This window comes from Flavobacterium polysaccharolyticum (assembly GCF_038739875.1).
Classification (GTDB): Bacteria; Bacteroidota; Bacteroidia; order Flavobacteriales; family Flavobacteriaceae; genus Flavobacterium; species Flavobacterium polysaccharolyticum.
Window position 1 is genome coordinate 1 of the sequence record NZ_JBCGDP010000004.1, and the last position, 26,558, is coordinate 26,558.

A 26,558-nucleotide genomic window follows, 5' to 3' on the forward strand; every position below is an offset into this window, starting at 1 on the left:
CGGCTGTCAATTCAATATGTCTAGGAACGTATTCTTCTTTGTTTTTCCGCTTTTCGTTGTTTCTCAAAGCGGGTGCAAAAGTAGAAATTCTTTTTTAAACCGGCAAGAAAATTTGAAACTTTTTTTTTGAAAATTTTTATTCTCATTTATCTCTCTTTCTCTTATCAATCTCTCAAGGAACTTTCCGTGTTTTGCGGGGTGCAAAGGTAAGTAACGTTTTTATTTCTCACAAGCTTTTTTTGATATTTTTTTTTTCGAAAATCTCTTCCCGAATATCTCAATAACTTGCCAGTATATAAAAGAACGTCTGCGTTGTTGCGGGTGCAAAAGTAACACCTTTTCTCACTTTAACAAGACTTTTTTAAACCTTTTTTTGATTTATTTTTTAAAAGACTAATAGTGTGCTGTTTAAAATTTATTTTTTTATGATTCCCTAAAGAAAAGATGTCTTGAATTATCGATTTATTAAATTTCAATACTCATAAGAACAAAATAATGCCATATACACAACAAATGCGTTAGGGATAGTAGTGAAAAGCCCACAGCTCCGACTTTTCAGAGCGAGGACTTGTAACGGATAGCCCGGCTCCTTATATATAGCTTACGAAATTAAAGTTTTAAGAAGAGACATCCTGCTATATATTAAGGAGAACGCCCAAATACTAATCATAACGTATAGCTCTGACTGGAGAAATACGTGTAATTATATAGGAAGGCAATAACAAAACCAAGAAACAAACCACCACAGTCATGAGATTAAGGAGCAGTATATAACCTAAGTTAAAATAGACTGGAGCTTGGTTTACATAATAATTTTCTGGATTAAGTTTGACAATTCCAAAATAGTGCTGAAGTAAAAGTATAGCAATTCCAATCAAATTACCCCAAAACAATCCTCTCATGATTAAATAGAAAGCATTGTAAAGAAATATTTTTCTAACACACCAATTGTCCGCCCCTAGTGCTTTTAATATTCCTATCATTTGGGTACGCTCCAAAATAAGCACCAATAAAGCCACGACCATATTAATAGTAGCTACAAGAATCATAACTATCAAAATGACAATAATGTTTATATCGAACAATTTTAACCAATCAAAAATATAATTATACTTTTCTACAATAGTTTTACTATCTAAGGTAGAGGAAGTTTCTTGATATACCTTTTCGCCTATGCTTTCTATTGCATTAAAATCATTTACGAACACTTCAAAAGCACCGACTTGATCTGTACTCCATTTGTTTAATCGCTGAACATGTCTTAAATCACCAATAATATAAGAGGTATCAAATTCTTGAAATCCAGAATTAAAAATTCCAACAATTTTAAAGTTCCTAACGTTATATCCGTTGGATTTCATAAAATAAGCATGAAAAGAATCTCCCAGTTTTAATTGCAATCTTGAAGCAATAAAACTAGAAACCAAAACTTCTTGATTGAGATCACTTCTAACAATAGGCAATCTACCCTTTACCAAATATTCTTGAATGTACTTCCAATCATAATCCTTACCAACACCTTTGAACATAATACCTTCAAAAGCAGTTTCTGTTCTAATAATACCAGCTTTTACTGCAACAGCTTGTATGTGATTTACTTCAGGTATCTCTTTGAACTTTGGATAAAATGATTGCCTTACCGAAACAGGAACTAAAGTCGCCTCAGATTGATTACTATCAAAATTAGCAATAATAATATGCCCGTTAAAAGCAGCAATTTTTTCCCTAATTTTTTGCTGCAACCCAATGCCTGTGGCTACAGAAACCATCATCATAATGATACCAATAGCTATTGCCGCAATAGCAATATTAATTATAGGAGCAGAAATACTGCTTTTATAATCCTTGGAAGTAATTAAGCGCTTGGCGATAAAATATTCTAATTTCAAAAGATTGGAATGGTTTAAATTAAAACAAATATGAATTTATTAATTACAAAGAGATCCTTTTTTTCATTTCTTCTACAATATTGTAAACTGCTGGGCAAATAGGAATATTTTTCAAAGTAATATCAGTTATTTGTTGAAACTTCTTTCGATCAGTATGCGGAAATTCTCTACATGCTTTTGGACGCACTTCATAAATAAAACAAGTATTATCTTGATCTAAAAATGCACAAGGTACTGTTTGTAATACATAATCTTGATCTTCATCTATTCGAAGATATTGCGTAATGAATTGCTGCGGCTTTAATCGCAAATACTTAGAAATTCTCTCGATATCGGCTGTTGTAAATAGAGGACCCGTTGTTTTACAACAGTTAGCACAATTCAGACAATTGGTTTTTTTAAATTCATTATCATGTATCTCTTGCATCAAATAATCAATGTTTTTAGGCGCTTTCTTTTTTAACTTATCAAAATACTTTTTGTTTTCGTTATGCTTATCTTTGGCAAGTTTCTTTATTTCCGATAAATCAGGCTTCAACTGCATGGCTTTTGGTTAAAACACAAAAGTAAACTTAAATCGCTAAAAACCGATAAAAAATGAAAGACCTTTTTGGACAAGCTATATATGATTTTTATTTCAATAACACGCCAGAAAACATAATGACTGAAACCTCAATATCTGAAGAAGATGAAATGGATGTAAGTTATTTGTTTAGAGTATATGAAAACATGCCTATAATTGAACAAAAAGCACTAGATTTATCTAGAGGAAAAATACTTGATGTAGGCTGTGGCGCAGGAAGTCATAGTTTAGCTTTACAAAATAAGCAATTGGATTGTACTGCTATTGATATCTCAAAAAAAGCAATAGAAACTTGTAAGGCTAGAGGCATCAAACTAACTAAAGTCTGTAATATTTTAGATTTAGAAGAAAACAATAAATACGACACCATATTATTACTTATGAATGGCACGGGTATTTTCGGCACATTAAACGAAGCCCCCAAATACCTTGCGAAACTAAAAAAACTCCTTCACACGGGAGGTCAAATTCTAATTGATTCCTCTGATATAATTTATATGTTTAATGAAGATGATGATGGAGGAAAATGGATACCGGGTACAAACTACTACGGGGAATTAACTTTCAAATTAAGTTATAAAAACCAAACCGAAGATGAATTCCCATGGCTATACCTAGATTATAATACTTTACAAAATATAGCTATTGCCCACCATTTTAAATGTGAATTGATTTTGAAAGGAGAGCATTATGATTATTTAGCTAAACTAACACTTTAAAGCATGAACAAAAAAGAACTTGAAAGACTACAGTATCCCATTGGAAAATTTAAAGCCCCAAATCAATACACCAAAGACTATTTGAAAGAAAAAATAGAAGAAATTGGACTTTTTGTAAAAAAATTAGAAACCGAAGTCTCGCAATTAAATGAAGATCAATTAGAGACACCTTATCGACCTGAAGGCTGGACCATCAGACAAGTTATTCATCATTGTGCCGACAGCCACATGAATTGCTTTATTAGAATTAAATGGGCTTTGACAGAAAACAAACCAACTATTAAATATTATGAAGAAGGATTATGGGGAGAAGGTTTTGATAACAAAACTATGCCAATTACACCTACTCTAGAACTATTAAAAGGATTACACTTTCGAATAACTTATCTTTTAAGAAATCTAAGCGAAGAAGAATTAAACAAAAATTTTATCCATCCAGAGCACAGCAAAACATTTTCTATAAAAGAAATAATAGGGATTTATGCCTGGCATTGCAACCACCATTTGGCGCATATTACAGAATTAAAAAAGAGAAAAAAATGGTAATCATTTTTTTCTCTTGTCTAAATTAACTCTGACTCATTATCTTCAAAGAAAATTCATAATAAACCCTTACTGGTTTTCCATTTTGTTCACCAGGTTTCCATTGAGGACATTTAGCCATAACTTTTTTTATTTCAGCAGACGAAGAAGTATCAAGGCTTTTCAATATTTTAACACTAGAAACTACACCACTTGCCTCTATAACAAAACCAACTTTTAAAGTCCCAGTTGGTCCTTCATAATCAGGCAAAGCGAAATTTTTAGAAACAAAATCCATAAAGTTAGAATAAGTACTTGGAAATTCCGGCCTTACATCAACAGTATTATATTCAACAATTTCATCATTCACCATACTAAGATCCTGTGCTACAAGGTTTTGAAATGAAAAAAAGCAAAACAAATAAAATAAAATTCTTTTCATATATTTAGTATTACGTTAAACAAAAAAATATTTCCTTACGAATAGTATAATTGTAAATATATCTAAAAAGAGGTAAAAAATAACAGATATGATAAAAAAATAATAGTATTTTTTTATAGTTCGTAAAATAAAAAACTAAAATACTGATTTGCAATGAGTTAAAAAACAAGTGAAGAAAGAAAAATAAAAAAATCTTCTTAATAAATCATATAATATAAAAAAAAAGACCAAAGGTCTTTTTAAAAAATTATACTATTTTATTTTTATGGTATATTAAGATACTTATGAGTTTGCAAAGAAACACGCCATTTAGGATGATTCATTACGTAATCAACAATCAAAGTAGTCATCTCTTCTTTTTTACTCCATTCAGGCTGTAGAAAAAGCAAAGCATTACTATTTACTTTAGCAGCTTGTTCTTCTGCGAAAATGAAATCGTGTTTATTAAAAATAATTACTTTTAATTCATGTGCATTATCATAGACAGTTTGGGTGGGTAATTTATTTTTTTTTGGAGACAAACAAATCCAGTCCCAAGTCCCCGTCAAAGGATATGCACCAGAAGTTTCTATATGCAATTTCAAACCATGTTCTTTCAATTTTGAAGTAAGCAAACCCATATCCCATGTTAAAGGTTCTCCACCCGTAACCACGACTGTGTCAGCATATTTTACTGCATTTTCAACAATTTGACCTATAGGAGTTGGCGGATGAAGTTCCGCATTCCAGCTTTCTTTAACATCACACCAATGACATCCAACATCACAACCACCTATACGAATAAAATAAGCAGCTGTACCTGTATGACAACCTTCTCCTTGTATCGTATAGAACTCCTCCATTAAAGGTAGCATAGCTCCTTTATTCACTTTCAACTGTATTTCTTTTGACAACATTTTCTTATATTATTATTGCAAAGATACTATTTTAATAACTAAGGATTAGTAAAAGCAAAAAAACTTAAAACTGATAAATTATTTCAAACAAAAAAAGCCAAGTCTTGCGACTTGGCTTTTTATTTAAAAAAATTAAAAAAACACACTATTTCAAAGTAGCTAATGATTTTGTAGCGTAATCATTAGTTGGATCAATAGACAATGTTTTATTAAAATATTCTATTGCTTTTGCTTTGTCTTTATTTGCATAACTAGCAGCAAGATTATTATAACTTTCAACTATTTTAGTCTTGTGATTAGCATTTGCTAACTCACCTTTTTCGGTAAGTTTTGTAATATAAGACTCATAGTTCTTAACAATAAATTCCTCATTTTCAACCAATCTATTAATTCTTGCCTTGTACAAGAAAGCATCTTGGTATGATGGAGCGGCAACAATAACTTTATCTAAAGCAGCATCAGCATTTTTAAGCTCATTTACATCAGCTTTAACATCTTTCTTACTATTACCATACAATACAGATAATGCATAATAAATATTATCATCAACATAATTTTTATCTTCTGTGTTTTTAGAGCCTAATTCAAAAACTGGTGCAGCTTCCTTATAAAACTTTTTAGAAAATAATTTTTTGCCAATGTCATTTAAATCTTCAGTTGCTAAAGGCTCTAACTCAAGCGCCTTTTTCAAATCTGTTAAACCTCCTGTATATAAAACTTGATCCATACTTAGACCATCTGCAGCAATAGCTTTCTTGAATTTAATTTCAGACAAATAAATATAATCCTTTGCAATAACTTTACTATTTGGATTTGAAATAAAACTTTCTAAAGATTTTAACGCTACATCAATATTCCCATTTTCGAATGCAGAATAAGCTAAATAACGATAGATTCTTGGATTAACTTTATCCAATTCAATCATTTTATTAGCCTCTTTTTCAAGCTCTGGCCAATTTTTTAACAAAACCAAGAAATCAGCTCTTCGCATTCTTGAAGCTAAAGAATAATCCGTCAACGACATATACTTGTCATAGTTAGATATAGCTAACTGCATGTTCTCAGAAGCCTTAGAAGGTTTATTTCTCCCCCACTTATAATACGTTTCAGCAAGCTCTCTATAAACAGGACCATAATTAGGATTGATAGCAATTACTTCATTAAAAGCATTAATAGCCAAATCATATGACTTTGCACCTTTCAATAAAACGCCCAACTGCATTTTTGCTCTCAACATCGTAGGATCAATTTGAAATGCATTACGATATGAGGAATATGCCTCATTTTGCTTGTTCTCTAAATAGTAAGCATCACCTAAAGCTAACAATAAATCAGCGTTTTGAGGACTATCTATTTTGGCTTTTTCGAGAATAGTAATTGCATTTTTATACTCAGGCTTAGAAATATTCATATAAGCACGGGCAATATAAGTAGGAACGGTAGCATCCTTACGCTTAGCATCTTTAATTGCAATATCAAAATTACCTTGAGCTGCGGTTTGATTTTTTGCTTCTAAATCTAATTGTCCCAAACCAATATAGTTTAGCTTAGCACCATCAGAACCAGCAATACCTTTTTGATAATATATTTTTGCAGAATCCAATTCTTTTTGGGACATGTAAACATTCCCAAGTAAAAAAGACGCTGTACCATTTGAAGGTTTAGCTTGCAAAAGAGATTTCAATATCGTTTTGGCTTTTTCAAACTGTTCTGCATCAATTGCTTTTTTTGCTTGGTCTATATCTTGTGCATTTACAAGAGTAAAAGAAGCAAAAAATGCAACACTAAAAAATTTTAATTTATTCATCTTCTTTTCAATTAATTTATATTTATTCTTTTGCATTCTCAATTTCATTTCTAACATTAAGTTTTCTTCCTGGCACTCTAACAGGCAATAATCCAGACTTGAGTACAATTCTTTGACCAACATCACCAGCTATAAAAGAGGCAAACCCCATTCCTAATCCTGAATAACCTTGGCAATTTACTATAAACAAATCTCGTGCCAGTGGATATGTCCCTTCAGCTATATTATTTTGAGTGGGACTAATAAATGAACTCCCATTTAGCGCTTTCACACTCAAAACATTAACATTATCCAAATAAGACAACATCTTTGAAGAAGGTTCAGAGATCCAATTCATCCCAATAACACCAATCATTCCATTATTTTCAGACACAAACTTGATCACTTCTTCATTTGACTTAAAGGAGTATACTCCATTCTCAGGAAGCACATCAACTTTGGCTAACTTCTTAATATAACTAACCGTACTGGAATTAGGATTATCAAAAACCAAACCTTTAATCGCGTTATTAGAATTCCCTTTCATAAACTCTATAACGTCTTTTAAAGCCAATAAAGTATCATTAGAAGATTTATTTCTAATCAATGCAATTGCATCTATAGCAAAATTAGTGATTTTAGGTATAATCTTTTTTTGAGAAAAGTTAATTTTTTCCTTTTCTGATAAATTTCTAGTTAAAACAGCAACACCAGTTTTTCCATTAAACAAATCGTTTAAAGTTTCTGCTTCAGATTTTGGCACTAACTTTATGGTAGCATCATACTTATTTTGAAAAACGTCAGCTTGAGCTTGAAGCAATGGCAAAACAGTTTCATCAACAGTTATTGCAACATTGCCTTTTAAAATAGTCTCTTCATTCTTGTCATACTTACAAGAATAGAAGAAAAACAAACAAGAAAAAACAATCAATAGATTACTATGTTTCATAACAATTATTTATTAGAATTATAAAATCTTTGAAAACGAATAATTGAATAAACAATCAACAATACACCAAGAGCAATTCTATATTTGAATTCCATTGCTAATGGTAACTCTTCCCAAAAGATTACAGCTAAACCAAGAAACAAATAGACTAAAAAAAACAATAAGCCTATAACGAGAAGAAATCGCTCTTTAGGCGATTTCTTCTTCATATTATCAACTAAATTTGCAATCATTACTCGGCTGATTGGATAGTAATTGGAAGAGAGTATAAAACCCTAACTTTTTTACCATTTTGTTCACCAGGAATCCATTTTGGACATTTATTCAACACTCTAATTGCTTCTTTTCCTGTTCCGTACCCAATATCTCTTAATACTTTGATATCAGTTAAAGAACCATCTTTCTCAACAACAAAAGTTACATAAACTTTCCCTTTCAAACCTTCTTCTTCAGGAGCCTGGTAATTATTCCCTACAAATTTGTAGAATTTTTCCATACCTCCTGGGAACTCAGGTTTTTGTTCAATACCAGCTGTACTATACACCGTGTTATCTTCTTCAACAACAGCAGCAGTACCAGTACCAACTGGCTCATCAACTGTTAAAATTGCATCTGGATCACCTTTGATAGTTTCTGCACCAATATTCTTGTCTTTGATTTGTTTAACCTCAACAATTTCTTCTACTACTTCTTCTGCTTTCGCCACAACTGGCTTAACAAATTTTACCTGATCCAGTTTTGGTTTTGGTGGAGGTGGTGGTGGAAGATCTGGTTTTTTCTCATCTTGCTTTTTAGGCGGTAATTTTACCGCTGTAATTTTTACATCAAGATTTTCGTCATCATCAGATGAATTTGGCAATAAACTTGCAATAAGAGGTGCACTAACCGCTAAACTAAAAACAATAGCACCCATAATAAGGGCTCTCATCGAAGTCTTACGATTAGATTTTCTTAACTCATAAGCTCCATACAATTTATTACGTCCTTCAAAAACGATATCAAGCCATTGATTTTTTAATATATCTAATTTCATTTTTCTAATTATTAGGTTATTGGCAAAATAGCTAAACTATTTTACCGCTAACAATTTTTGTTCCTCTGGCGAAAACTCGTTTACTATAGCATAAGTAGGAACATCTACTATAGCCATCTCATCTAATATATCCACCAAGTTGCGGTATGTTGCTTTTTTACTCGGTTTAATAATTACAATAATTCCGTTTTTAGGTTTTCCTTGTGCAGCGGAATATTCTAATACTGATTTTCTTCTTGAAAGCAATTCTTTACGAATTCCTTCTTTACCATAAGCAAAATCTTTAGGAGAAGAAAGTGGAGCTGTAATCATACCCATATAGGATATCAACTTTCCATTTTCACCAAGTAGAATAGTCATTGTACGATTCTCATCAACCTTAATATCCTTGTTGTCTTCTGGTTTATCTGCTTTATCTGGCAACCCCAAATTCATCGATTGAGGTTTTGATAGCGTTGTAGTCAACATAAAGAAGGTAATCAATAAGAAAGCCAAATCCACCATAGCAGTTAAATCTACTTTTGAATTTTGTTTTTTACTTCTTACTTTTCCACCACCTTTTTTGCCTCCACCACCGGTGTTTAATTCAGCCATTATAGTGTGTCTTTATTAATTAAAAATTCTTTCCTCTTAAACCAGTAACCAAACTAAAGTTGTTGATTTTTTGATCTTGCAAAATATCCATTACTTGTTTAATTGTAGCATATTCTTCTTTAGCATCTCCTTTGATTGCTATTTCCAATTCTTTATTATTAATATCAATATTAGCTCTTCTTGAATTCAAAAGCCATTCTTTTAATTGATTATCTAAAGAATCTTTTGGAATACCTGGTTGTCCTGCTTTAGCCCTATCTGACGCCTTCATATCCAAAATTTGTTTTAGATTTTGAAGTGGTACACCAAAACTTTCCATTAAAGCAAATTTGTTAGTATCATCATCAGAAAATTCCATTTCGTACTTTTGCCCCATTAATTCTAGGGTTTTTTTACGAACTTCTCTTCCCTTTAAATCAAAAAACACTTTTCCTTTACCAATGGTTATTGTAGCCAAGTTATCTGTAGGCAATTTAGTTTGCACTGTAGATTGCGGCGTATCCACTGGTAAAACTTCAGGAGCTTTAGCTGTAGCAGTCAAAATAAAGAACGTTAGCAAAAGGAACGCAACATCACACATCGCGGTCATATCAATGGATGTGGATTTTTTTCCTCCTTTAGTATTTAATTCTGCCATTTTCTTTGTTTTATTTTATATTAAACTTAGAGATTTTAATTCTATAACTCTAATTTAATACTATTATTGTTTTAAGCTACCTCTAAATTTTCTGTAAGTGTTAACGATAGTAGTACCAGCCTCATCGATAGAGTAAGTTAAATCGTCAATTTTAGAAGTAAAGAAGTTGTAAGAGATAATTGCCAATACAGAAGTAGAGATACCAGTAGCTGTATTGATAAGTGCCTCAGAGATACCATTTGCAAGTGCAGCTTGGTCAGGAGTACCCGCAGTTGCCAACGCACCAAACGCTTTAATCATACCTGTTACAGTTCCTAACAAACCAGCAAGAGTTCCTAAAGATACTAATGAAGAAATGATAGTCATGTTTTTCTCTAACATTGGCATTTCTAATGAAGTAGCCTCTTCGATTTCTTTGTGAATAGTTTCAGAAGCTTCTTCACTGTTGAATCCTTCTTTTTTAACGTCTTGATATTTCACCAAAGCAGATTTAATAGCATTAGCTACAGAACCTTTTTGTTTGTCACAAGCAGCAATAGCTTCATCAATTTTACCTTCTTTAATATCTCCTTGTACTTTTTTCATAAAAGTATCTAAATTTCCTTTTCCAGCAGCTTTAGTGATTACCATATATCTTTCGAAAGAAAATACAATTACCATTAATAATAATCCCATCAAAACTGGAACGATAGGACCTCCTTTATATACCATTGCTAAGTAATTCCCTGGTAGTGGGTGGCCTGTATTTACTCCACCTTCAAAGTTAGCACCGTCTCCCATAATAAAAGTCCATACTAACCATCCTACAAAAACACATGATGCGATAATAATTCCTGAAACCATTCCTCCTCCATTTGAAGTGCTTTCTTTTTTTGCTTTAACGTTTGCCATTTTTTTTAATTTTAAAAATTTTAAATAATTTATTTTTTGTTATAATAAACTTGTAGAAAGGCAAATTTATATGTTTAGTTTAAATAAAAAAATTTTTTTGAAGCTAAAATTCATGCTTCTGATTTAAAAAACAAAACAAGAAAATACATTTTTAGAATTATTCTTAACAAAAGCAGTATTTTAACATTTTATTCTCTATCAGATATAAAAAAACAAAACCAAATATAAGAATCTATCAACATTAAAAATGCGTTAAAAAAACGAGATTCCTACAAATTTATGATTAAAGCTCCCATTATTCCTAAAAATCTAAATTGATTGTTTTCAAAAAAAAATATAACTTGCAAGGATCAAAAACGAACAGAAATGGATCAAAAAACAGAATTTAAATCTGCCGTAACAGAGGGTTATACCTCTAAAGGTGAAAGTATTGTACTAGGAGGAGCTATTTTAAATGGAGAAACAATTGCTGATGCATTTGTAAAAATTCCCTTAAAAACTTTAAATCGTCACGGCTTGATTGCAGGCGCCACTGGAACTGGAAAAACAAAGACCATACAAGTACTTTCTGAGCAACTATCGTCTAAAGGAATACCTGTTTTGATGATGGATATCAAAGGAGATTTTAGTGGTATAGCAATGCCCGGGGAAGAAAAGTCATTCATCACAGAGCGTCACCAAAAAATAAACATTCCATTTACTCCCTCAAGTTACCCTGTAGAACTACTTTCGTTGTCTGATCAAAGTGGTGTGCGACTAAGAGCTACAATATCTGAATTTGGCCCCGTTCTTTTCTCAAGAATACTCGATTTGAATGACACTCAAGCAGGTGTTATTTCGGTAATTTTTAAATATTGCGATGACAATCAAATGCCACTTTTGGATTTAAAAGACATCAAAAAAGTCATCAATTATATTACTGAAGAAGGAAAAGAAGAAATTGCTAATGCTTACGGAAAAATTTCAACAGCTACCACTGGAACTATCCTCAGAAAAATTATCGAATTAGAACAACAAGGCGCTGATTTGTTTTTTGGAGAAAAATCTTTTGAAATTGATGATTTAATGCGAATTGACGAAACTGGAAAAGGGTATATCAACATCCTTCGACTCAATGACATTCAGGATAAGCCCAAATTATTCTCCACTTTTATGCTCAGCCTTTTGGCGGAAATTTACCAACAAATGCCCGAAAAAGGAGATTCGGAACAACCCGAATTGGTTTTATTCATCGACGAGGCACATTTAATATTTAATGAAGCCAGCAAAGCTTTATTAGAACAAATAGAAACTATCGTAAAACTGATTCGCTCTAAAGGCATCGGGATTTACTTTATCACCCAAAACCCAATGGATATTCCAAGCGGCGTTTTGGCACAATTGGGTTTGAAAATTCAGCATGCCTTAAGAGCCTTTACCGCCAACGATCGTAAATCCATCAAACAAACTGCAGATAATTATCCTTCAAGCGAGTTTTACAACACGGAAGAACTCTTAACCAGTTTAGGAATCGGAGAAGCTTTGGTCACTGTTTTGAACGAAAAAGGCATCCCTACTCCACTAGCAGCAACCATGATGCGAGCTCCAACAAGCCGTATGGATGTATTGACCGAAAGCGAAATACAAGCTATAAATACTACATCTAAATTAGTCAAAAAATACAGCGAACTCATCGATAGAGAAAGCGCTTACGAATTGCTTACTCAAAAAATAAATGCCGCTCAAGAACAAGCTACTCAAGCAGCGACTGAGACCAAAGAAGAAAAAACATCTTCTGGACCAAGCACAACTGAAGTAGTCACAAAATCCGTTTTGAAAGTCGTAACAAGCGCCTCCTTCATTCGCGGAGCCTTTGGAATATTGTCAAAACTATTCAAGAAATAAAAACTTTATGATTATTAGGGCGTGACCCCATTTACAAAAAGGGGCAACTAGCAATAGTGTTATTCGCCCCTTTCATTAAATGCGGTCGGGCTATCCATGCTACTTCGGTAGCTTATTGCTATCCCTCACGCAAAAAAAAAAAGAAAACCTATAAAAAATGAAAAAATACACCTTACAAAAATCCCCTTTTATTGTCCCTACGACAGACGGAAAACTAATTGAAGAACATCACGGCATCCCAACTACACAAAATAAGGACGTTTCTATTGCGCATATGATTGCCTCACCACAATGGAGCGAACCCTTTCAAACCCCAGAGTTTGACGAATACACTTACATCATCAAAGGGAAAAAGCAATTTATAATCGAAGGAGAAACCGTAATTCTTGAAGCAGGACAATCGATACATATTCAAAAAAACACGCGTGTTCAATATTCGAATCCATTTGAGGAGCCTTGTGAGTATATTGCTATTTGCACTCCCGCTTTTGATTTTAATAAAGTCCACCGCGAATAAAACCAATTTTTATTGAACTATATAAGACATTGAAGGGCATGTAAGTTTGGGTGGAAAATTTTAAATCATTGTAGACCTTGAAGGACATTTAACCCAGATTCCGCATTAGAAATCTACTACAACTAAATTCTTCTTCAAAACCAAGAACTTACTCCCATTTTTAAATTCAAAATACAAAAGTATTCCTTCTTCAAAAATAGTCCGTGAGCTCTTGCTTTTATTGAATAATTCAGTTTCGCTACGAAGTCTAATGCGGATTCTGGGTTTAAGAAAAAGAATAAAATTGAAATAATATAGTGCCTACCATTTAAATCGGTCTAAATTTATTTTCAAATCGAATAAAACAAAAATCCCAAATCTAGCATCAAGTTTAGATTTGGGATTTTTTTATTTTACATTCAATAACTGAATAATTTTTTCTTCTACTTCTGAGCTGCCCCATTTTTGGGCAATATCAGGAAACTGCATGATTTCCTCCATAATTTTATTTTGAAAATCACCAATGGCCAAAGCTTCAGCATAAGGTTGCAAACTAAACGTTACGCGGCTATACAAGGGCATCCATTTGTCAGGATGCTTATCCGAAAACCATTTCTCAATTTTCTTTTGCAGTAAAAATTTTGGGTCTGCGGTTTTGGAACTCATTTCTTCAAAATTTCGTCTTGAAAGTTCGGCAATTGCATCCGCATTTGGCTTTCTTGACTTTTGATATTCAGAAAAAATAGTTTTCCAATCGTCGCCATATTTCAAAATCATTTCATTGAGCGTGGTAATATCTTCAAAACCTGCATTCATTCCATGACCATAAAAAGGGACTATAGCATGAGCAGAATCTCCAATTAATGCAACTTTATCACTGTGCGTCCAAGGAAAACATTTGGTCATCACCAAATAGCTTGTTGGGTTTCTAAAAAAATCTTCGACTAAATCTGGAATTACATCTTTGGTATCTGGGAAGTATTCTGCAAAAAAATCAACTAAAGTCGTTTCGTCTTTTAAATTTTCAAACGAATTTTCCCCTTCAAAAGGCATGAACAACGTACAAGTAAAACTTCCATCCAAATTAGCCAAACCCATCAACATAAAATTGCCACGAGGCCAAATGTGTAGTGAGTTTTTATCAATTTTATGAGTTCCGTCTTCATTCGCTGGAATATGTAATTCCTTATAGCCAATCTTCATGAACTCTTGAGAATAATCAAATTGAGATTGACGCTGCATACGATGACGTACTCTTGAAAAAGCACCATCGGCTCCAAAAACTATATCATACTTTAATTCCTTCCATTCCCCTTGCTCGGTTTCTCCTTCATAAAGGGAGGCATTCGCCAAAGAAACATCCCAAATTTTTCTATTAAAAAAGAATTCAGCACCTGCTTCTTCCGCTAAATCAATCATTCTTCTGTTGAGTACTCCTCTTGAAAGTGAGAAGATGGACTCCCCTTCTTTTCCGTAAAACTGCGTGGTGAAAGTCCCATCTTTAAGATGAATCCCCCTTTTATCTACTTGAATACCGATTTTTTTTATTTCTTCTTCAAGACCAATATCCTGAAGAGTTTTCCAACCGCGATTAGACATCACTAAATTAATAGAACGTCCAGAAAACTCAACAGTTCTAATGTCTGGACTTCTGTCGTAGACATGCACTGTGTGCCCTAATTTTTTCAGGTAAATTGCCAATAAAGTTCCAACTAAACCAGAACCTACAACGGCTATTTTTTGAGGTGTTTGCATTAAAAGGGTATAAAAAGTTAAGCAAAATTAGGGATTAATATGGGTATCCCCTTTATAAAAATCTATTTTTTAATGGGATTAAAGATTAATTTTGTTGAAGTTGTAACGATTTCAGCTTTATTCATTTTCATTTTTCTGAATTTGCCTTCATTATACAATTGGGTTTGATCGGCATAATGAGCGCTCATTGGATTCCCTGATTGACCTGTAGGGATAATACTCCAACTATTTTCTACATCAGAAAAATCAATGATTCTTCTCGTAGATGGTCCAGCAGTAACTTTATAATTCCCTGAAGCATTCAGACCAAACATCAAATTGTTAATCACTTCGTTAGTACCCGCGATTTCAAAAGGACCTACATTGAAAATTGGCTTCAAAGCACTGACCTTACCTAATGGATGTTGATGTTCTACTGTATGCACTTTGTTCCAAGTCCAAGATGCTACAGTATTCCCTAATTGCTTCTCGAGAGCAACTACAGCTTCTTTATACGACTTTTGCAAAATAAAAGCTTGTGTTTCTTTGGTTCCTTTTGTAGTGCTATCATCCCACCAAATCGAATTAGGATTCGCAATTAGCTTTGTAGCCACTTGTTTGCCGATATGTGTTCCTAAAAACTGCTCGAATTTGTCTTTACCTAATTCATCTTCAAAGGTATTTTTCAAATACAAATAGAGCCATTTGTTGTAAATTGTTGGAGCCACTTGATTAAGATTACTATCACCTTTCCAATCCTTCAAGATAGCGAAGGCTTGTTTTTGATTTTCTGAAAGCGATTCAATAGTAATAGAAGCCAGCATCACTTTAAGCGTCTCAGTTACTGTTGAAGAAGTATTATCAACTATCATTTCGCTTACGGCTTGTTTGTTCCATTTTTGTTTGGCATCTAAAAGCGTAGTAATTCGTTTGGCTCTATCTTCTGGAAGATAATATCCTGGATATAGGAAACCTTCAACAGCTTCGGGTTGGTTGTTGGCCGAATAGACATAATTCCACGTTGGGTTTACAGCGGATGGATTTTTAGAAAAATCCAAATATTCTGCAATATCTTCTTTCCCTGATGCACCATTCAAAATAAAATTAGGATTTACACCAGGTTGGTGTTTGTACAGTTTACCTGTTGCCCACCAAGCTACATTTCCTTTGGCATCACCATACATAACGTTCAATCCGGGAGCGGCTATTAATGCCACACCTTTCTGAAAATCAGTTATGTTTTGGGCGTGAGACAATCGATACACTGCATCTAAAATCTGAATGGGTTGTTGGGTATAAATCCAAGAAAGCGCAATAGGCTGCTTAGCATTCAAACCTTTGATTAAATCATTTACAATAGGCCCATGGCGGCTAATTTTTACTTTCAAGTTAACAGCAGAAGAATCTTTAACTTGGATAGTTTTGTTACGGATTTGGTAATTCACATACCCCTTTGGGCTCAAATAGCTATTGGCATCATCTGCTTTGTTTTCTTCTTTATATAAATCCAAATCATCATTTTCGAACATCGTTAACCCATAAGCATACTTTCTATTGTGTCCCAAAAGCGGATAAGGTGTTCCTGCTAAATAATAACCGTACAATTCAAAATCAGGTGTGACGATGTGTGCTTCATACCAAGTAGCTGGTTGAGAAAATCCAATATGAGGGTCGTTGGCAAAAATAACTTTACCGTTCTCTGTTTTTGGCGGAGCAATAACCCAACTGTTACTTCCAATAAAGGGTGGAATTGGAGATTGGTCAAGCAATGCAGTTACTGATTTTGCTATAGCTGAATACTTCTTTATTTTTTCTTTCGAATTTTTGATTCTAGTAGTCCCCAAAGAGCCGTCTAAACCAAAATCTTTTAGATATTCTGGTCCTAATTGGTCACGAATATCAGTCAATAATGGGTCTGTTTTTTGTGCCATAGCAAAGCTGAATGACATGTATCCAAAAATATTATAGACATCTTTGAGTGTGAATTTTTCTTTTTTAACCCCAACTAAATGAAACTCAATAGGTGTTTTACCTTCTTCCAAATATTGGTTAATTCCATCTAAATATGCCATAGCTAATTGATAATCTTTGCCATTTTTATCCAATTTGGCAATTGCAATTTCAGAAGCTTCTTCGATACCTAAACCCGCAAAAAACATGTCATTTTTTAAAGCAACAGAACCAAAAATCTCAGATAATCGACCTGGAGCAATACGTCGCATCAATTCCATTTGCCATAAACGGTCTTGCGCATGCACATAACCCAAAGCTACCATTGCATCTTTTTGACTGTTAGCATAAATATGAGGCACTCCAAAATCATCAAAATATACAGTGGTGGTCTTCTCTATATTTTTCAAAGCAAGTTCACCGTCATATTTAGGTTTGGTGTAAAAAGCATAGCCTACTATAGCCAATACTAAAACAATTAAAAACAAGAAAAGAAATAGGGCAATTCTTTTAACTACTCTCATGGTGTGAATTTTATTATAGGCTATGATTTAATTATTTTATCCTAATTGATTTCAAGTATCAAGAAAGACATTCGCAATTCATTTTTAACAAATTAGAAAAACAAATATAAAGGAATCCTAATGACATTCATCAAAGAAACAAACTAACAAAGGAATCTTTTGTCAAAAAAACCATAAATATATGCAAATTTTGTTTAATAAATATCCAAAATAGATAAACAAAAATTATCTTTGACAAAAAAACCTATGAAGCATTTAACCAAAGAAAGCATCGTACAAATGGATAAGATTTCAAAACTAAACCTTATCAATTCGTGTACAGGATATAAATCTGCCAATTTGATTGCTACCAAATCTATAGATGGAGATACTAATGTGGCGGTATTTAGCAGCATTACACATTTAGGGAGTAGCCCTGCTCTAATTGGATTTATTATGCGTCCTACAACAGTCCCCAGAGACACTTATAAAAACATTATGGAGACTGGTTATTTTACTGTAAATCACATCACGGTAGATATGATTGCCGATGCGCACCATACATCAGCCAACTATGATACTGGTGTTTCAGAATTTGACAAAACCAATTTAGTTGAAGAATACAAAGACAACTTTCCTATCCCTTTTGTAAAAGGGAGTCCAGTGCAACTATACTGCAAATTTGTGAATGAATATTACATCAAAGAAAACGACACCATACACGTAATTGCCTCCATCGAGCATTTATTTTTTGAGGAAGAATTGCAACACAAAGACAGTTGGTTACAACTAGACAAAGCAAACGTAATAACACTAAATGGTTTGGATGGCTATTGTCTTCCAAAATTAGTAGACCGCTTCAAATATGCGAGAAAAGACCAACCCACTGCTTCTTTTTTTGAATGATGGCAAAACTACGACTCATCTTAGGAGACCAACTCAATGAACAACACTCCTGGTATACCACGCCAGAAAGTGATTGTATCTATCTGATGGCCGAAATGCTTCAGGAAACCAACTATGTAAAACATCACATTCAAAAAGTAGTCGCTTTTTTCCTTTCGATGCGTAATTTTTCAGAAGGATTACAATCCAAAGGACACCAAGTAAAATACTACACCATCAACGACCGAGAAAACTTACAAGACTTAGGTAAAATAATCAATCAATGCATTAATCAATTTGGTATTAAAAAATTTGAATACCAATTGCCTGATGAATACCGTTTGGACCAACAATTAAAAACTATTTGTGAAGGTTTAAAAATACCATCAGAAGCATTCGATACAGAACATTTTTATACTTCAAGAGAAGAATTAGCCGCTTTTTTTCATGGTAAAAAAACACTTTTAATGGAATCGTTTTATCGCTATATGCGAAAAAAACACGATATTTTGATGAATGGAGAAACTCCCGTTGGCAATCAATGGAATTTTGACCATGATAATCGCAAAAAATACGGTGGTGAGGTTCCTATTCCAGAAAACATTCAGTTTCAAAAAGAGGTAACTGAAGTCATTGAAGAAATCAACCAAGCAGGCATAAGTACCATTGGGAATATTGATCCAAAACGATTTGTATGGCCAACTTCAAGAAAAGAGTGCCTCGAAATGCTGCAGTATTTCTGCAATCATCTACTAAGTCATTTTGGCGATTATGAAGATGCGATGCATACCCAAGAAAAGTTTTTATTTCACTCAAGATTATCCTTTGCATTAAACAGTAAAATACTTTCTCCGAAGGAAGTAATTCAAACAGCAGTTTCATATTATCATAAAAGCCAAAACACAATTAGCCTCTCTCAAATAGAAGGATTTGTTCGTCAAATTTTGGGTTGGCGTGAATATGTTCGGGGTATTTATTGGAAAGAAATGCCAAACTATTCGTCATTAAATACACTAGAAAACTTCAATCCTTTACCGAATTTCTTCTGGAATGGACAGACAAAAATGAACTGTATGCAACATGCGATTCATCAAAGTCTAGAAGACGCCTATGCTCATCACATTCAACGGCTAATGGTTATTGGCAATTTTAGCCTACTTACCCAAACCCACCCAGACGAAGTGGACGCTTGGTATTTGGGTGTTTACATAGATGCCATTGAATGGGTAGAATTACCCAATACTCGTGGCATGTCGCAATACGCTGATGGGGGAATAATGGCTACAAAACCCTATGTTTCCTCAGGAAATTACATCAACAAAATGAGTAATTATTGTGGAAAATGTCATTACAATGTAAAGCAAAAAACAGAAGACAAAGCTTGTCCTTTCAATGCTTTATATTGGAACTTTCTTGATGATAAAAAAGAATACTTCAAGGGCAATCAAAGAATGGGAATGATGCTCAATTTATTGGCCAAAATAAAACCAGAGGAATTGTACCAAATCAAGCAAAAAGCACAAGACATCATCTACAATATCAATGATTATTAGACCTGTATGATATTTATCAGTTTTTTAACCAATGCAATTGACAATATTTGCAAGGAATAAAATGCTATACATACATGACCAACAAAAAATCACCACATACTTTTCACATCCCCGTGATGGGATTGGCTTATACTATAGACAGTCCTATTCGTGTAGCTCATTATGGAATTTCTTCGGTAATTTCAATTGCGGATGATGAATTAATCGAAAAAATGAATGCTTTTTACAGCGAAAAATTTGAGATTCCTTACAAAGAAATCACTCAGAAAATCCACGACTATAGAGCCGAGCGAATTACATCGTATCTCAATCTTGTTGACCGTATTGTAAAGAAAAAATTCGAAGACTTCAAGACAGAATTGGTTGAAAGCAAACAGGCGTTAGACAATTACATCTCGCAGCTACCCAATACTTCTGATCTAAAGAAAGGCTTTTTGCAATTGATGGAAGAAGGTATCGCTTTTAAAGAAAACCTAAAACATTATATTGAGAATCAGCTAACACCAGGTGCCATTGATGTCAATATCATGACCAAACTAGACAAGGACAATTCTGTAGGCAAAGAACAATTACCTGTTGAATTCAACGACGCTCATGCTGCATTAAGAGGATTTGCAAATAGCAATTTAGCTTCTTCGGTAGTTTTAAGTGCAGGAATGAATCCAAGATTGTATAGTTATTTTGAGAACTTTCCTTGTTTTTTTCCAGACATAAACAACACGCTTAAAAAGAAAATAACCCTAAAGGTTAGCGATTTCCGCTCGGCTATGATACAAGGTAACTTTTTGGCTAAAAAAGGCCTTTGGGTTTCAGAATATCGTATTGAATCTGGATTAAATTGTGGAGGTCATGCTTTTGCTACCGATGGTTTTTTACTAGGTCCCATTTTGGAAGAATTCAAACAAAAGAAAGAGCAACTCATCCAATCAGCACACGATTTAATGGTTAAAGCATTGGGACAAAAAGAACTTCCCGTTCCAGAATCCCCATTAGAATTAAAAATTACGGTTCAAGGTGGTGTAGGAACAGCTTCCGAACACAACTTTTTATTAGAGCATTATCAAGTAGACTCTGTAGGATGGGGTTCCCCATTTTTATTGGTTCCCGAAGCTACTTCTGTAGACAACAATACCCGAAAATTATTGGCGGAAGCCAAAGAAAATGATTTTTACTTGAGCCACATTTCACCTTTAGGCGTTCCTTTTAACACCTTGAGAGGAACTAGTAATGAAATTGTAAGAGAAAAACGCATACAAGCCAATAAAGCAGGCAGTTCGTGTCCAAAGAAATTCTTGGCTTTGCATAAAGACGCAGAGGGCAATGGTATTTGTACCGCTTCGAAAAAATTTCAAGACGAGCAATTGGCTACTCTTGAAGAGAAAAAGCAAACGCTCAGCCTAGAACAATATGAAAGTTGCAAAAACAGCATTACAGAAAAATCTTGTCTTTGTGTTGGATTAGCCAATGCTTCTTACTTGGAGAACAATATTCCAATAAAAGGGCAAGACCAAGGAATTGTAGTATGTCCTGGCCCGAATTTAGCTTATTTTGACCAAGAGGTTTCGTTGAAAAAAATGATTCAACACATTTATGGAAATGATACTGTACTTCGAGTGACCAATCGTCCAAACGTGTTCATCAAAGAACTAAAGATGTACTTGGATTATTTCAAAAATGAATGCAAAACTGTTGCTTCAGAATCAACTGCGGCACAAGTAAAAAAACTGCAATCATTCAAAAAAAATATGTTAGAAGGAATTAGTTATTATCAAAATCTGCTACCAAAAACAAGCTATTTTGAATCGATAACTAAAGAACTCGAAATGCAATTACACGCTTTTCAACAAGAATTAAATTTTATAGAAGTAAAATAAAGAATAGTAGAATTAGCAGCGTTTGAGACAAATGAATGCTACTCAAAGCACCATTTAGTATGTACCTGTACTAGATTTTATGAGTATAGAAGCACCTGAATTAGTTATAAGCTTCTCCCTATATTTTGTCGTTCCTGTTCATTTTATTACATAAAAAAAGTCGGCTAGAATCATCTAGCCGACTTTTGGATTTTATAGGTATGTCATTATTTTTTCTCTAAAATACCACGCTTGAGGATTTGTCCAAAATGGTACATATCTTCATAAGAAGTATACAAAGGAACAGGTGCTAAACGTATCACGTTCGGTTCTCTCCAGTCTGTAATTACTCCATTTTTCATCAAATAGTCGAACAAACTGCGTCCTTCACCGTGTAAAAAAACAGACAATTGCGAAGCTCGTTCCTCAGGATTACTCGGAGTAATTATTTCAAAAGTACTTTCTACTTCTTTATCTATTTCGTGTAAAATAAATTCTAAATAAGAAGTTATATGGTCACGCTTTGCAATTAAAGCCTCCATCCCCACTTCGTCAAATAAATGAACGGAAGCCAAATAAGGCGCTAAGGATAAAATAGGTAAATTACTGATTTGCCAACCATCGGCTCCGTGGACAGGATCAAATTGAGGCTCCATTTTGAAACGTCTTTCTTTGTTATGTCCCCACCAACCCGCAAATCGGGATAAGCTGCTGTCGTTATGATGTTTTTGATGCACAAAACAACCCGAAGCATTTCCTGGACCTGAGTTCATGTATTTGTAACTGCACCATGCGGCAAAATCCACATTCCAATCGTGTAGTTCTAGTTTGATATTTCCTGCTGCGTGTGCTAAGTCCCACCCTACTTTTGCTCCTACTTTATGACCTGCAGCAGTGATGGTTTTGATATCAAAAACTTGGCCGGTGTAATAGTTCACTCCTCCGATTAAAACCAACGCCAACTCATCGCCTACTTCGTTTATTTTGCTAATAACATCTTCGAGGCGAATGTTGTGTTCTCCGTCACGGCGTTTAATTTCAACTATGGCATCGTTTGGATTGATTCCGCTGTTTTTAGCGTGAAATTGCACTTGACTCTGAAACATGTACTGGTCAGAAGGAAAAGCTTTTTCTTCGCAAATGATTTTATACCTTTTGGAAGTAGGCTTATAAAAGGAAACCATCAACAAGTGAAGATTAACCGTTAAGGTATTCATTACTGTAACTTCGCTAGGCAAAGCGCCCACAATCTTACTTAACGGTGCTGCAAAGCGTTCGTGATAATCCCACCAAGGTTTATCAGCATAGAAATGACCTTCAACGGCAAGATTGGCCCAGTCGTTCATTACTTCATCAACATAGGTTTTGGTTCTTTTGGGCTGTAGTCCAAGAGAGTTTCCTGTAAAATAAATTACTTTTTGGTTATTGACTTGCGGAAAAATAAATTCGTTTTGATAGCTTCTCAACGAATCTTGTGCATCTAATTGCTGTGCAAATTCGAGCGTATTTTTGAAATTCATAAGTGTTGTTTTGAGGGGTAAATGTAGTAAAAAAAGGTTAGCTACAAATTGCTAAAAGTGTTTTGAAAAGGAGTTGCGTTAGGGATGGTAATGGAAATAAAGAGCGCTGGCACTATAGTATTGCCCTAACGAGGAAGCGACCAACGGAAGCTCCCGCAGTAGGAGCAATAGTTAGTGCCAGCGCTCTTTATTGTAATATACAGCCCGTAATACGCCCAAAAAAAAAATCTCGCCATTGCTGACGAGATTAATTGAATATGTTTTTATGTGAGTTAAAGAATCAACATAGCGTCTCCATAAGAGTAGAATTTGTATCCTTCTTTGATAGCTTCATCGTATGCTTTTCTCATTAAATCATGACCACAAAAAGCAGAAATCATCATTAATAATGTTGATTTTGGCGTATGAAAATTGGTAATCATACAAGTAGCAATACTGAAATCGTGTGGAGGAAAAATGAATTTATTTGTCCAACCATCGTAAGGATTTAAAGTGTTTTGAGAAGAAACTGAACTTTCGATAGCGCGCATTGAAGTGGTTCCTACAGCACAAATTCTTTTCTTGTTGGCTTTCGCTTCATTCACAATATCGCAAGCTTCTTGAGTAATTTTTAACTCTTCAGAATCCATTTTGTGCTTGGATAAATCTTCTACCTCAACAGGGTTAAAAGTTCCTAAACCTACATGCAAAGTAACTTCTGCAAATTTTGCTCCTTTGATCTCTAAACGTTTTAAAAGATGTTTTGAGAAGTGCAAACCTGCTGTTGGTGCAGCTACAGCTCCTTCTTCTTTGGCATAAATGGTTTGGTAACGGTCTGCATCTTCTGGGGTTACCTCTCTATTAATGTATTTTGGGATTGGTGTTTCTCCTAACTCTGTCAATTTATTTCTAAACTCTTCGTATGAACCATCATATAAAAAACGAAGCGTTCTACCACGAGATGTTGTATTATCAATCACCTCAGCTACTAATGAATCGTCGTCACCAAAATACAATTTGTTTCCGATACGGATTTTACGCGCCGGATCTACCAATACATCCCATAATCTTTGTTCTGCATTTAATTCTCTCAACAAGAAAACTTCGATTCTAGCTCCAGTTTTTTCTTTATTTCCATACAAACGCGCTGGAAAAACTTTGGTATTGTTTAAGATTAAAACATCGCCATCATCAAAATAATCAATTACATCTTTGAACATTTTGTGTTCGATGGTTTGCTTTTTTCTATCGATCACCATTAAACGAGATTCGTCTCTGTTTTCTGCTGGAAACTCGGCTAAAAGTTCTTTGGGTAAATTGAAGTTAAAGTGGGATAATTTCATATTTGAGTATTAAGATATTAGAATTAAGTATTAAGACCTATTGACTTAATAAAAATCTGGCTGCAAATATACAACTGTGAGATAGGCGTTGTCAAGTGTTTTGGTGTTTATTTTAGTTTTCGCAACAAACACGCCCCTTTACAACGCTTTACTTTATGGAGTTAACACAAAGTAAAGCGTTATAGATTAAACAATTAAATTAGACCTCAGCAGATTGAAATCCTAAGTTTTTTAAATCTGTCCAAAAATCAGGATATGATTTAGAGACAACCTCAGCATTGTTGATGATAATTGGCACACGCAAAGCTAAAGGAGCAAAAGCCATGGCCATACGATGGTCGTTATAGGTATCTATGGAGATATTAGGCAAAATGGTTTTGGATGGTTCCAAAGTCAAACTATCATTAGTAACAGTAATGGTAGCGCCCAATTTTGTTAGTTCAATTCGCAGCGCTTCTAAGCGATCCGTTTCTTTGATTTTTAGGGTATGCAATCCTGTCAAATGACAACCTATACCAAGTCCCAAACAAGTAACTACAATAGTTTGTGCAATATCTGGCGTGTTATTTAAATCGAAAGTAACGAATTGATAATCGAAATTGAGTTGTTTCACCAAAGTCAGTTTGTTTGCTTCAAAACGAGCCTCGACTCCCATTTTCTCATAGATTTCCACTAAAGCCGAATCCCCTTGCAAACTTGATTCTTTATAGCTACTCAATACGATAGCAGCTTCGTTCGACAAAGCTGCCAAACTGAAAAAGTAAGACGCAGAACTCCAATCGGATTCGACTGTTAGCGTTTGCTGTTTTGAGTTTGTAGTTAATGGTTTGACTGTGATGACATTTTCTTCGAATTTAGTTTCTACGCCAATTTCGTTCAGCAAAGCCAATGTCATTTTGATATAAGGAACGGAAGTAATTTCACCAACCAATGTCAATTCGATTCCATTTTCTAATTTTGGCGCCACTAACAAAAGTGCCGAAATGTATTGACTACTTACATTGGCAGGAATACTCACTTTTGCATTGGTTATTTTTTGACCTTTGATGCGAATAGGAGGATATCCAGATTCTTTTTCGTAAGCTATTTGAGCGCCTAATTGTTGCAATGCTTCAACCAATACTTTTATAGGGCGCTCCGTCATACGCTGAGAACCTGTCAAAACCACTTCTTTTCCTTCGCTTACTGCAAAAAAAGCCGTTAAAAAACGCATAGCAGTTCCAGCGTGATGAATATCTATAAGTTGGGCATCAGTATTTGAAAATTGTGCATTCTGCAAAGCTTTGATCATCACTTCCGAATCATCAGAATTGGAAGTGTTTTCTAGAACAAGATTGGGATATAATGCTTGCAACAATAACAATCTGTTGGTTTCGCTTTTAGAACCTGTTATTGATATAGTTGCCTTAAGATTTGAAATCGCAGAATGTAGTTGTAAATTCATGACTGTATAAAAGGTGTTGTGAGCTGTGAATTGTCTTGCCGCTCCAATAATTTAGGGGTGCAATTTACAATTCACAACTCACAATTCACAATTTAGCCTTGACTAATTATTTTAGTTTTTCGTTGTTTTTGTGACGATTTTTATCTCGAACAGATTTCAAATCCATTTTTTTATCAAAAGCGGCTTGCAAATCAATTCCTGTTTGGTTGGCTAAACACAATACAACAAAAACTACATCGGCCAATTCTTCTCCTAAATCTTTGTTTTTATCGCTTTCTTTCTCGGACTGTTCACCATAACGGCGGGCAATGATTCGGGCTACCTCGCCTACCTCTTCAGTTAGCTGAGCCATATTCGTCAATTCATTAAAATAACGAACACCGTGTTCTTTAATCCAATTATCTACGTCTAGTTGCGCATTTTTCAAGTTCATAATAGTTGATTTTGTTCCAAAGGTAACTAAAGTCTATAAA

At 34.1% G+C, this 26,558-nt stretch carries 24 protein-coding genes; 7 read left to right on the top strand and 17 right to left on the bottom strand.

The annotated features are described in order from the left end of the window. Nucleotides 1-662: 662 nt before the first annotated feature. A complete protein-coding gene (locus WFZ86_RS05075) occupies nucleotides 663-1,889 on the bottom strand; it encodes an ABC transporter permease (protein WP_342690933.1) in 1,227 nt (408 codons plus the stop codon). Between the two features lie 43 nt (nucleotides 1,890-1,932). After that, nucleotides 1,933-2,427: a YkgJ family cysteine cluster protein gene (locus tag WFZ86_RS05080; protein WP_342690934.1), complete on the bottom strand. Its 495-nt coding sequence runs from the start codon at nucleotides 2,425-2,427 to the stop codon at nucleotides 1,933-1,935. Nucleotides 2,428-2,486: 59 nt separating this feature from the next. On the opposite strand from WFZ86_RS05080, the gene WFZ86_RS05085 reads away from it, so the two are divergent. Together WFZ86_RS05085 and WFZ86_RS05090 are read left to right on the top strand one after the other, a co-directional pair. Next, nucleotides 2,487-3,191, top strand: a complete 705-nt coding sequence (locus tag WFZ86_RS05085; RefSeq protein ID WP_342690935.1) for a class I SAM-dependent methyltransferase — start codon at nucleotides 2,487-2,489, stop codon at nucleotides 3,189-3,191. A 3-nt stretch (nucleotides 3,192-3,194) separates the two neighbouring features. After that, nucleotides 3,195-3,737 (top strand): YfiT family bacillithiol transferase, encoded by a 543-nt coding sequence (locus tag WFZ86_RS05090; RefSeq protein WP_342690936.1) that lies wholly within the window; start codon nucleotides 3,195-3,197, stop codon nucleotides 3,735-3,737. Between the two features lie 22 nt (nucleotides 3,738-3,759). Here the strand turns inward: WFZ86_RS05090 and WFZ86_RS05095 are convergent, their stop codons facing one another. From WFZ86_RS05095 to WFZ86_RS05135, 9 genes are all read right to left on the bottom strand, one after another. Then, on the bottom strand, nucleotides 3,760-4,155 hold the full coding sequence (locus WFZ86_RS05095; protein ID WP_342690937.1) for an energy transducer TonB: 396 nt from the start codon (nucleotides 4,153-4,155) through the stop codon (nucleotides 3,760-3,762). A 263-nt stretch (nucleotides 4,156-4,418) separates the two neighbouring features. Then, nucleotides 4,419-5,051, bottom strand: coding sequence for a 7-carboxy-7-deazaguanine synthase QueE (locus WFZ86_RS05100; protein ID WP_342690938.1), 633 nt, complete (start codon nucleotides 5,049-5,051; stop codon nucleotides 4,419-4,421). 145 nt (nucleotides 5,052-5,196) lie between these two features. Continuing rightward, nucleotides 5,197-6,894, bottom strand: coding sequence for a tetratricopeptide repeat protein (locus WFZ86_RS05105; RefSeq protein ID WP_342690939.1), 1,698 nt, complete (start codon nucleotides 6,892-6,894; stop codon nucleotides 5,197-5,199). Further along, complete coding sequence (locus WFZ86_RS05110) at nucleotides 6,881-7,786, bottom strand: PstS family phosphate ABC transporter substrate-binding protein (protein WP_342690940.1); 906 nt, start codon at nucleotides 7,784-7,786, stop codon at nucleotides 6,881-6,883. The genes WFZ86_RS05105 and WFZ86_RS05110 overlap by 14 nt, the downstream gene beginning before the upstream one ends. Nucleotides 7,787-7,791: 5 nt before the next feature. Further along, nucleotides 7,792-8,019: a hypothetical protein gene (locus WFZ86_RS05115; RefSeq protein WP_342690941.1), complete on the bottom strand. Its 228-nt coding sequence runs from the start codon at nucleotides 8,017-8,019 to the stop codon at nucleotides 7,792-7,794. Then, nucleotides 8,019-8,819, bottom strand: coding sequence for an energy transducer TonB (locus tag WFZ86_RS05120; protein WP_342690942.1), 801 nt, complete (start codon nucleotides 8,817-8,819; stop codon nucleotides 8,019-8,021). Before WFZ86_RS05120 ends, WFZ86_RS05115 begins: the two co-directional genes overlap by 1 nt. 36 nt (nucleotides 8,820-8,855) lie before the next feature. Further along, a complete protein-coding gene (locus WFZ86_RS05125; RefSeq protein ID WP_342690943.1) occupies nucleotides 8,856-9,413 on the bottom strand; it encodes an ExbD/TolR family protein in 558 nt (185 codons plus the stop codon). 19 nt (nucleotides 9,414-9,432) lie between these two features. Next, nucleotides 9,433-10,050, bottom strand: coding sequence for an ExbD/TolR family protein (locus tag WFZ86_RS05130; protein WP_342690944.1), 618 nt, complete (start codon nucleotides 10,048-10,050; stop codon nucleotides 9,433-9,435). Nucleotides 10,051-10,113: 63 nt separating this feature from the next. Next, complete coding sequence (locus WFZ86_RS05135; RefSeq protein ID WP_342690945.1) at nucleotides 10,114-10,941, bottom strand: MotA/TolQ/ExbB proton channel family protein; 828 nt, start codon at nucleotides 10,939-10,941, stop codon at nucleotides 10,114-10,116. Nucleotides 10,942-11,307: 366 nt separating this feature from the next. Here WFZ86_RS05135 and WFZ86_RS05140 point away from each other — a divergent pair, with 366 nt between their 5' ends. Together WFZ86_RS05140 and WFZ86_RS05145 are read left to right on the top strand one after the other, a co-directional pair. Continuing rightward, nucleotides 11,308-12,825 carry a helicase HerA-like domain-containing protein gene (locus WFZ86_RS05140; RefSeq protein WP_342690946.1) on the top strand — a complete coding sequence of 506 codons (1,518 nt, stop codon included), beginning with the start codon at nucleotides 11,308-11,310 and terminating at the stop codon, nucleotides 12,823-12,825. Between the two features lie 157 nt (nucleotides 12,826-12,982). Beyond that, a complete protein-coding gene (locus WFZ86_RS05145) occupies nucleotides 12,983-13,342 on the top strand; it encodes a cupin domain-containing protein (protein WP_342690947.1) in 360 nt (119 codons plus the stop codon). 387 nt (nucleotides 13,343-13,729) lie between these two features. Here the strand turns inward: WFZ86_RS05145 and WFZ86_RS05150 are convergent, their stop codons facing one another. Then, nucleotides 13,730-15,076 carry an FAD-dependent oxidoreductase gene (locus tag WFZ86_RS05150; RefSeq protein ID WP_342690948.1) on the bottom strand — a complete coding sequence of 449 codons (1,347 nt, stop codon included), beginning with the start codon at nucleotides 15,074-15,076 and terminating at the stop codon, nucleotides 13,730-13,732. A gap of 62 nt (nucleotides 15,077-15,138) precedes the next feature. Further along, nucleotides 15,139-17,529, bottom strand: coding sequence for a penicillin acylase family protein (locus WFZ86_RS05155; RefSeq protein ID WP_342690949.1), 2,391 nt, complete (start codon nucleotides 17,527-17,529; stop codon nucleotides 15,139-15,141). Nucleotides 17,530-17,775: 246 nt separating this feature from the next. Between WFZ86_RS05155 and WFZ86_RS05160 the strand changes: the two genes are divergently transcribed. From WFZ86_RS05160 to WFZ86_RS05170, 3 genes are all read left to right on the top strand, one after another. Then, nucleotides 17,776-18,414, top strand: coding sequence for a flavin reductase family protein (locus WFZ86_RS05160; protein ID WP_315145097.1), 639 nt, complete (start codon nucleotides 17,776-17,778; stop codon nucleotides 18,412-18,414). Next, nucleotides 18,414-19,946, top strand: a complete 1,533-nt coding sequence (locus WFZ86_RS05165; protein WP_342691177.1) for a cryptochrome/photolyase family protein — start codon at nucleotides 18,414-18,416, stop codon at nucleotides 19,944-19,946. The genes WFZ86_RS05160 and WFZ86_RS05165 overlap by 1 nt, the downstream gene beginning before the upstream one ends. A 74-nt stretch (nucleotides 19,947-20,020) precedes the next feature. Next, entirely contained in the window at nucleotides 20,021-21,820 is a 1,800-nt protein-coding gene (locus tag WFZ86_RS05170; RefSeq protein ID WP_342690950.1) for a hypothetical protein, read from the top strand. A gap of 206 nt (nucleotides 21,821-22,026) precedes the next feature. Here WFZ86_RS05170 and kynU read toward each other — a convergent pair whose 3' ends face one another. From kynU to WFZ86_RS05190, 4 genes are all read right to left on the bottom strand, one after another. Further along, on the bottom strand, nucleotides 22,027-23,319 hold the full coding sequence (gene kynU / locus WFZ86_RS05175; protein ID WP_342690951.1) for a kynureninase: 1,293 nt from the start codon (nucleotides 23,317-23,319) through the stop codon (nucleotides 22,027-22,029). Between the two features lie 272 nt (nucleotides 23,320-23,591). Continuing rightward, on the bottom strand, nucleotides 23,592-24,641 hold the full coding sequence (gene queA, locus WFZ86_RS05180; RefSeq protein WP_342690952.1) for a tRNA preQ1(34) S-adenosylmethionine ribosyltransferase-isomerase QueA: 1,050 nt from the start codon (nucleotides 24,639-24,641) through the stop codon (nucleotides 23,592-23,594). 199 nt (nucleotides 24,642-24,840) lie between these two features. Further along, entirely contained in the window at nucleotides 24,841-26,085 is a 1,245-nt protein-coding gene (aroA, locus tag WFZ86_RS05185) for a 3-phosphoshikimate 1-carboxyvinyltransferase (RefSeq protein WP_342690953.1), read from the bottom strand. Between the two features lie 106 nt (nucleotides 26,086-26,191). Beyond that, the gene (locus tag WFZ86_RS05190) at nucleotides 26,192-26,518 is read right to left on the bottom strand and encodes a nucleotide pyrophosphohydrolase (RefSeq protein ID WP_298300343.1); all 327 of its coding nucleotides are present in this window, start codon (nucleotides 26,516-26,518) and stop codon (nucleotides 26,192-26,194) included. Nucleotides 26,519-26,558: the final 40 nt, after the last annotated feature.

What these genes read in the sequence shown, in the direction of transcription:
- WFZ86_RS05085 (WP_342690935.1), top strand. Translation starts at nt 2,487, where the DNA reads ATGAAAGACCTTTTTGGACAAGCTATATATGATTTTTATTTCAATAAC.
- WFZ86_RS05090 (WP_342690936.1), top strand. Translation starts at nt 3,195, where the DNA reads ATGAACAAAAAAGAACTTGAAAGACTACAGTATCCCATTGGAAAATTT.
- WFZ86_RS05095 (WP_342690937.1), bottom strand. Translation starts at nt 4,155, where the DNA reads ATGAAAAGAATTTTATTTTATTTGTTTTGCTTTTTTTCATTTCAAAAC.
- WFZ86_RS05100 (WP_342690938.1), bottom strand. Translation starts at nt 5,051, where the DNA reads ATGTTGTCAAAAGAAATACAGTTGAAAGTGAATAAAGGAGCTATGCTA.
- WFZ86_RS05105 (WP_342690939.1), bottom strand. Translation starts at nt 6,894, where the DNA reads ATGCAAAAGAATAAATATAAATTAATTGAAAAGAAGATGAATAAATTA.
- WFZ86_RS05110 (WP_342690940.1), bottom strand. Translation starts at nt 7,786, where the DNA reads ATGAAACATAGTAATCTATTGATTGTTTTTTCTTGTTTGTTTTTCTTC.
- WFZ86_RS05115 (WP_342690941.1), bottom strand. Translation starts at nt 8,019, where the DNA reads ATGATTGCAAATTTAGTTGATAATATGAAGAAGAAATCGCCTAAAGAG.
- WFZ86_RS05120 (WP_342690942.1), bottom strand. Translation starts at nt 8,819, where the DNA reads ATGAAATTAGATATATTAAAAAATCAATGGCTTGATATCGTTTTTGAA.
- WFZ86_RS05125 (WP_342690943.1), bottom strand. Translation starts at nt 9,413, where the DNA reads ATGGCTGAATTAAACACCGGTGGTGGAGGCAAAAAAGGTGGTGGAAAA.
- WFZ86_RS05130 (WP_342690944.1), bottom strand. Translation starts at nt 10,050, where the DNA reads ATGGCAGAATTAAATACTAAAGGAGGAAAAAAATCCACATCCATTGAT.
- WFZ86_RS05135 (WP_342690945.1), bottom strand. Translation starts at nt 10,941, where the DNA reads ATGGCAAACGTTAAAGCAAAAAAAGAAAGCACTTCAAATGGAGGAGGA.
- WFZ86_RS05140 (WP_342690946.1), top strand. Translation starts at nt 11,308, where the DNA reads ATGGATCAAAAAACAGAATTTAAATCTGCCGTAACAGAGGGTTATACC.
- WFZ86_RS05145 (WP_342690947.1), top strand. Translation starts at nt 12,983, where the DNA reads ATGAAAAAATACACCTTACAAAAATCCCCTTTTATTGTCCCTACGACA.
- WFZ86_RS05150 (WP_342690948.1), bottom strand. Translation starts at nt 15,076, where the DNA reads ATGCAAACACCTCAAAAAATAGCCGTTGTAGGTTCTGGTTTAGTTGGA.
- WFZ86_RS05155 (WP_342690949.1), bottom strand. Translation starts at nt 17,529, where the DNA reads ATGAGAGTAGTTAAAAGAATTGCCCTATTTCTTTTCTTGTTTTTAATT.
- WFZ86_RS05160 (WP_315145097.1), top strand. Translation starts at nt 17,776, where the DNA reads ATGAAGCATTTAACCAAAGAAAGCATCGTACAAATGGATAAGATTTCA.
- WFZ86_RS05165 (WP_342691177.1), top strand. Translation starts at nt 18,414, where the DNA reads ATGGCAAAACTACGACTCATCTTAGGAGACCAACTCAATGAACAACAC.
- WFZ86_RS05170 (WP_342690950.1), top strand. Translation starts at nt 20,021, where the DNA reads ATGACCAACAAAAAATCACCACATACTTTTCACATCCCCGTGATGGGA.
- kynU (WP_342690951.1), bottom strand. Translation starts at nt 23,319, where the DNA reads ATGAATTTCAAAAATACGCTCGAATTTGCACAGCAATTAGATGCACAA.
- queA (WP_342690952.1), bottom strand. Translation starts at nt 24,641, where the DNA reads ATGAAATTATCCCACTTTAACTTCAATTTACCCAAAGAACTTTTAGCC.
- aroA (WP_342690953.1), bottom strand. Translation starts at nt 26,085, where the DNA reads ATGAATTTACAACTACATTCTGCGATTTCAAATCTTAAGGCAACTATA.
- WFZ86_RS05190 (WP_298300343.1), bottom strand. Translation starts at nt 26,518, where the DNA reads ATGAACTTGAAAAATGCGCAACTAGACGTAGATAATTGGATTAAAGAA.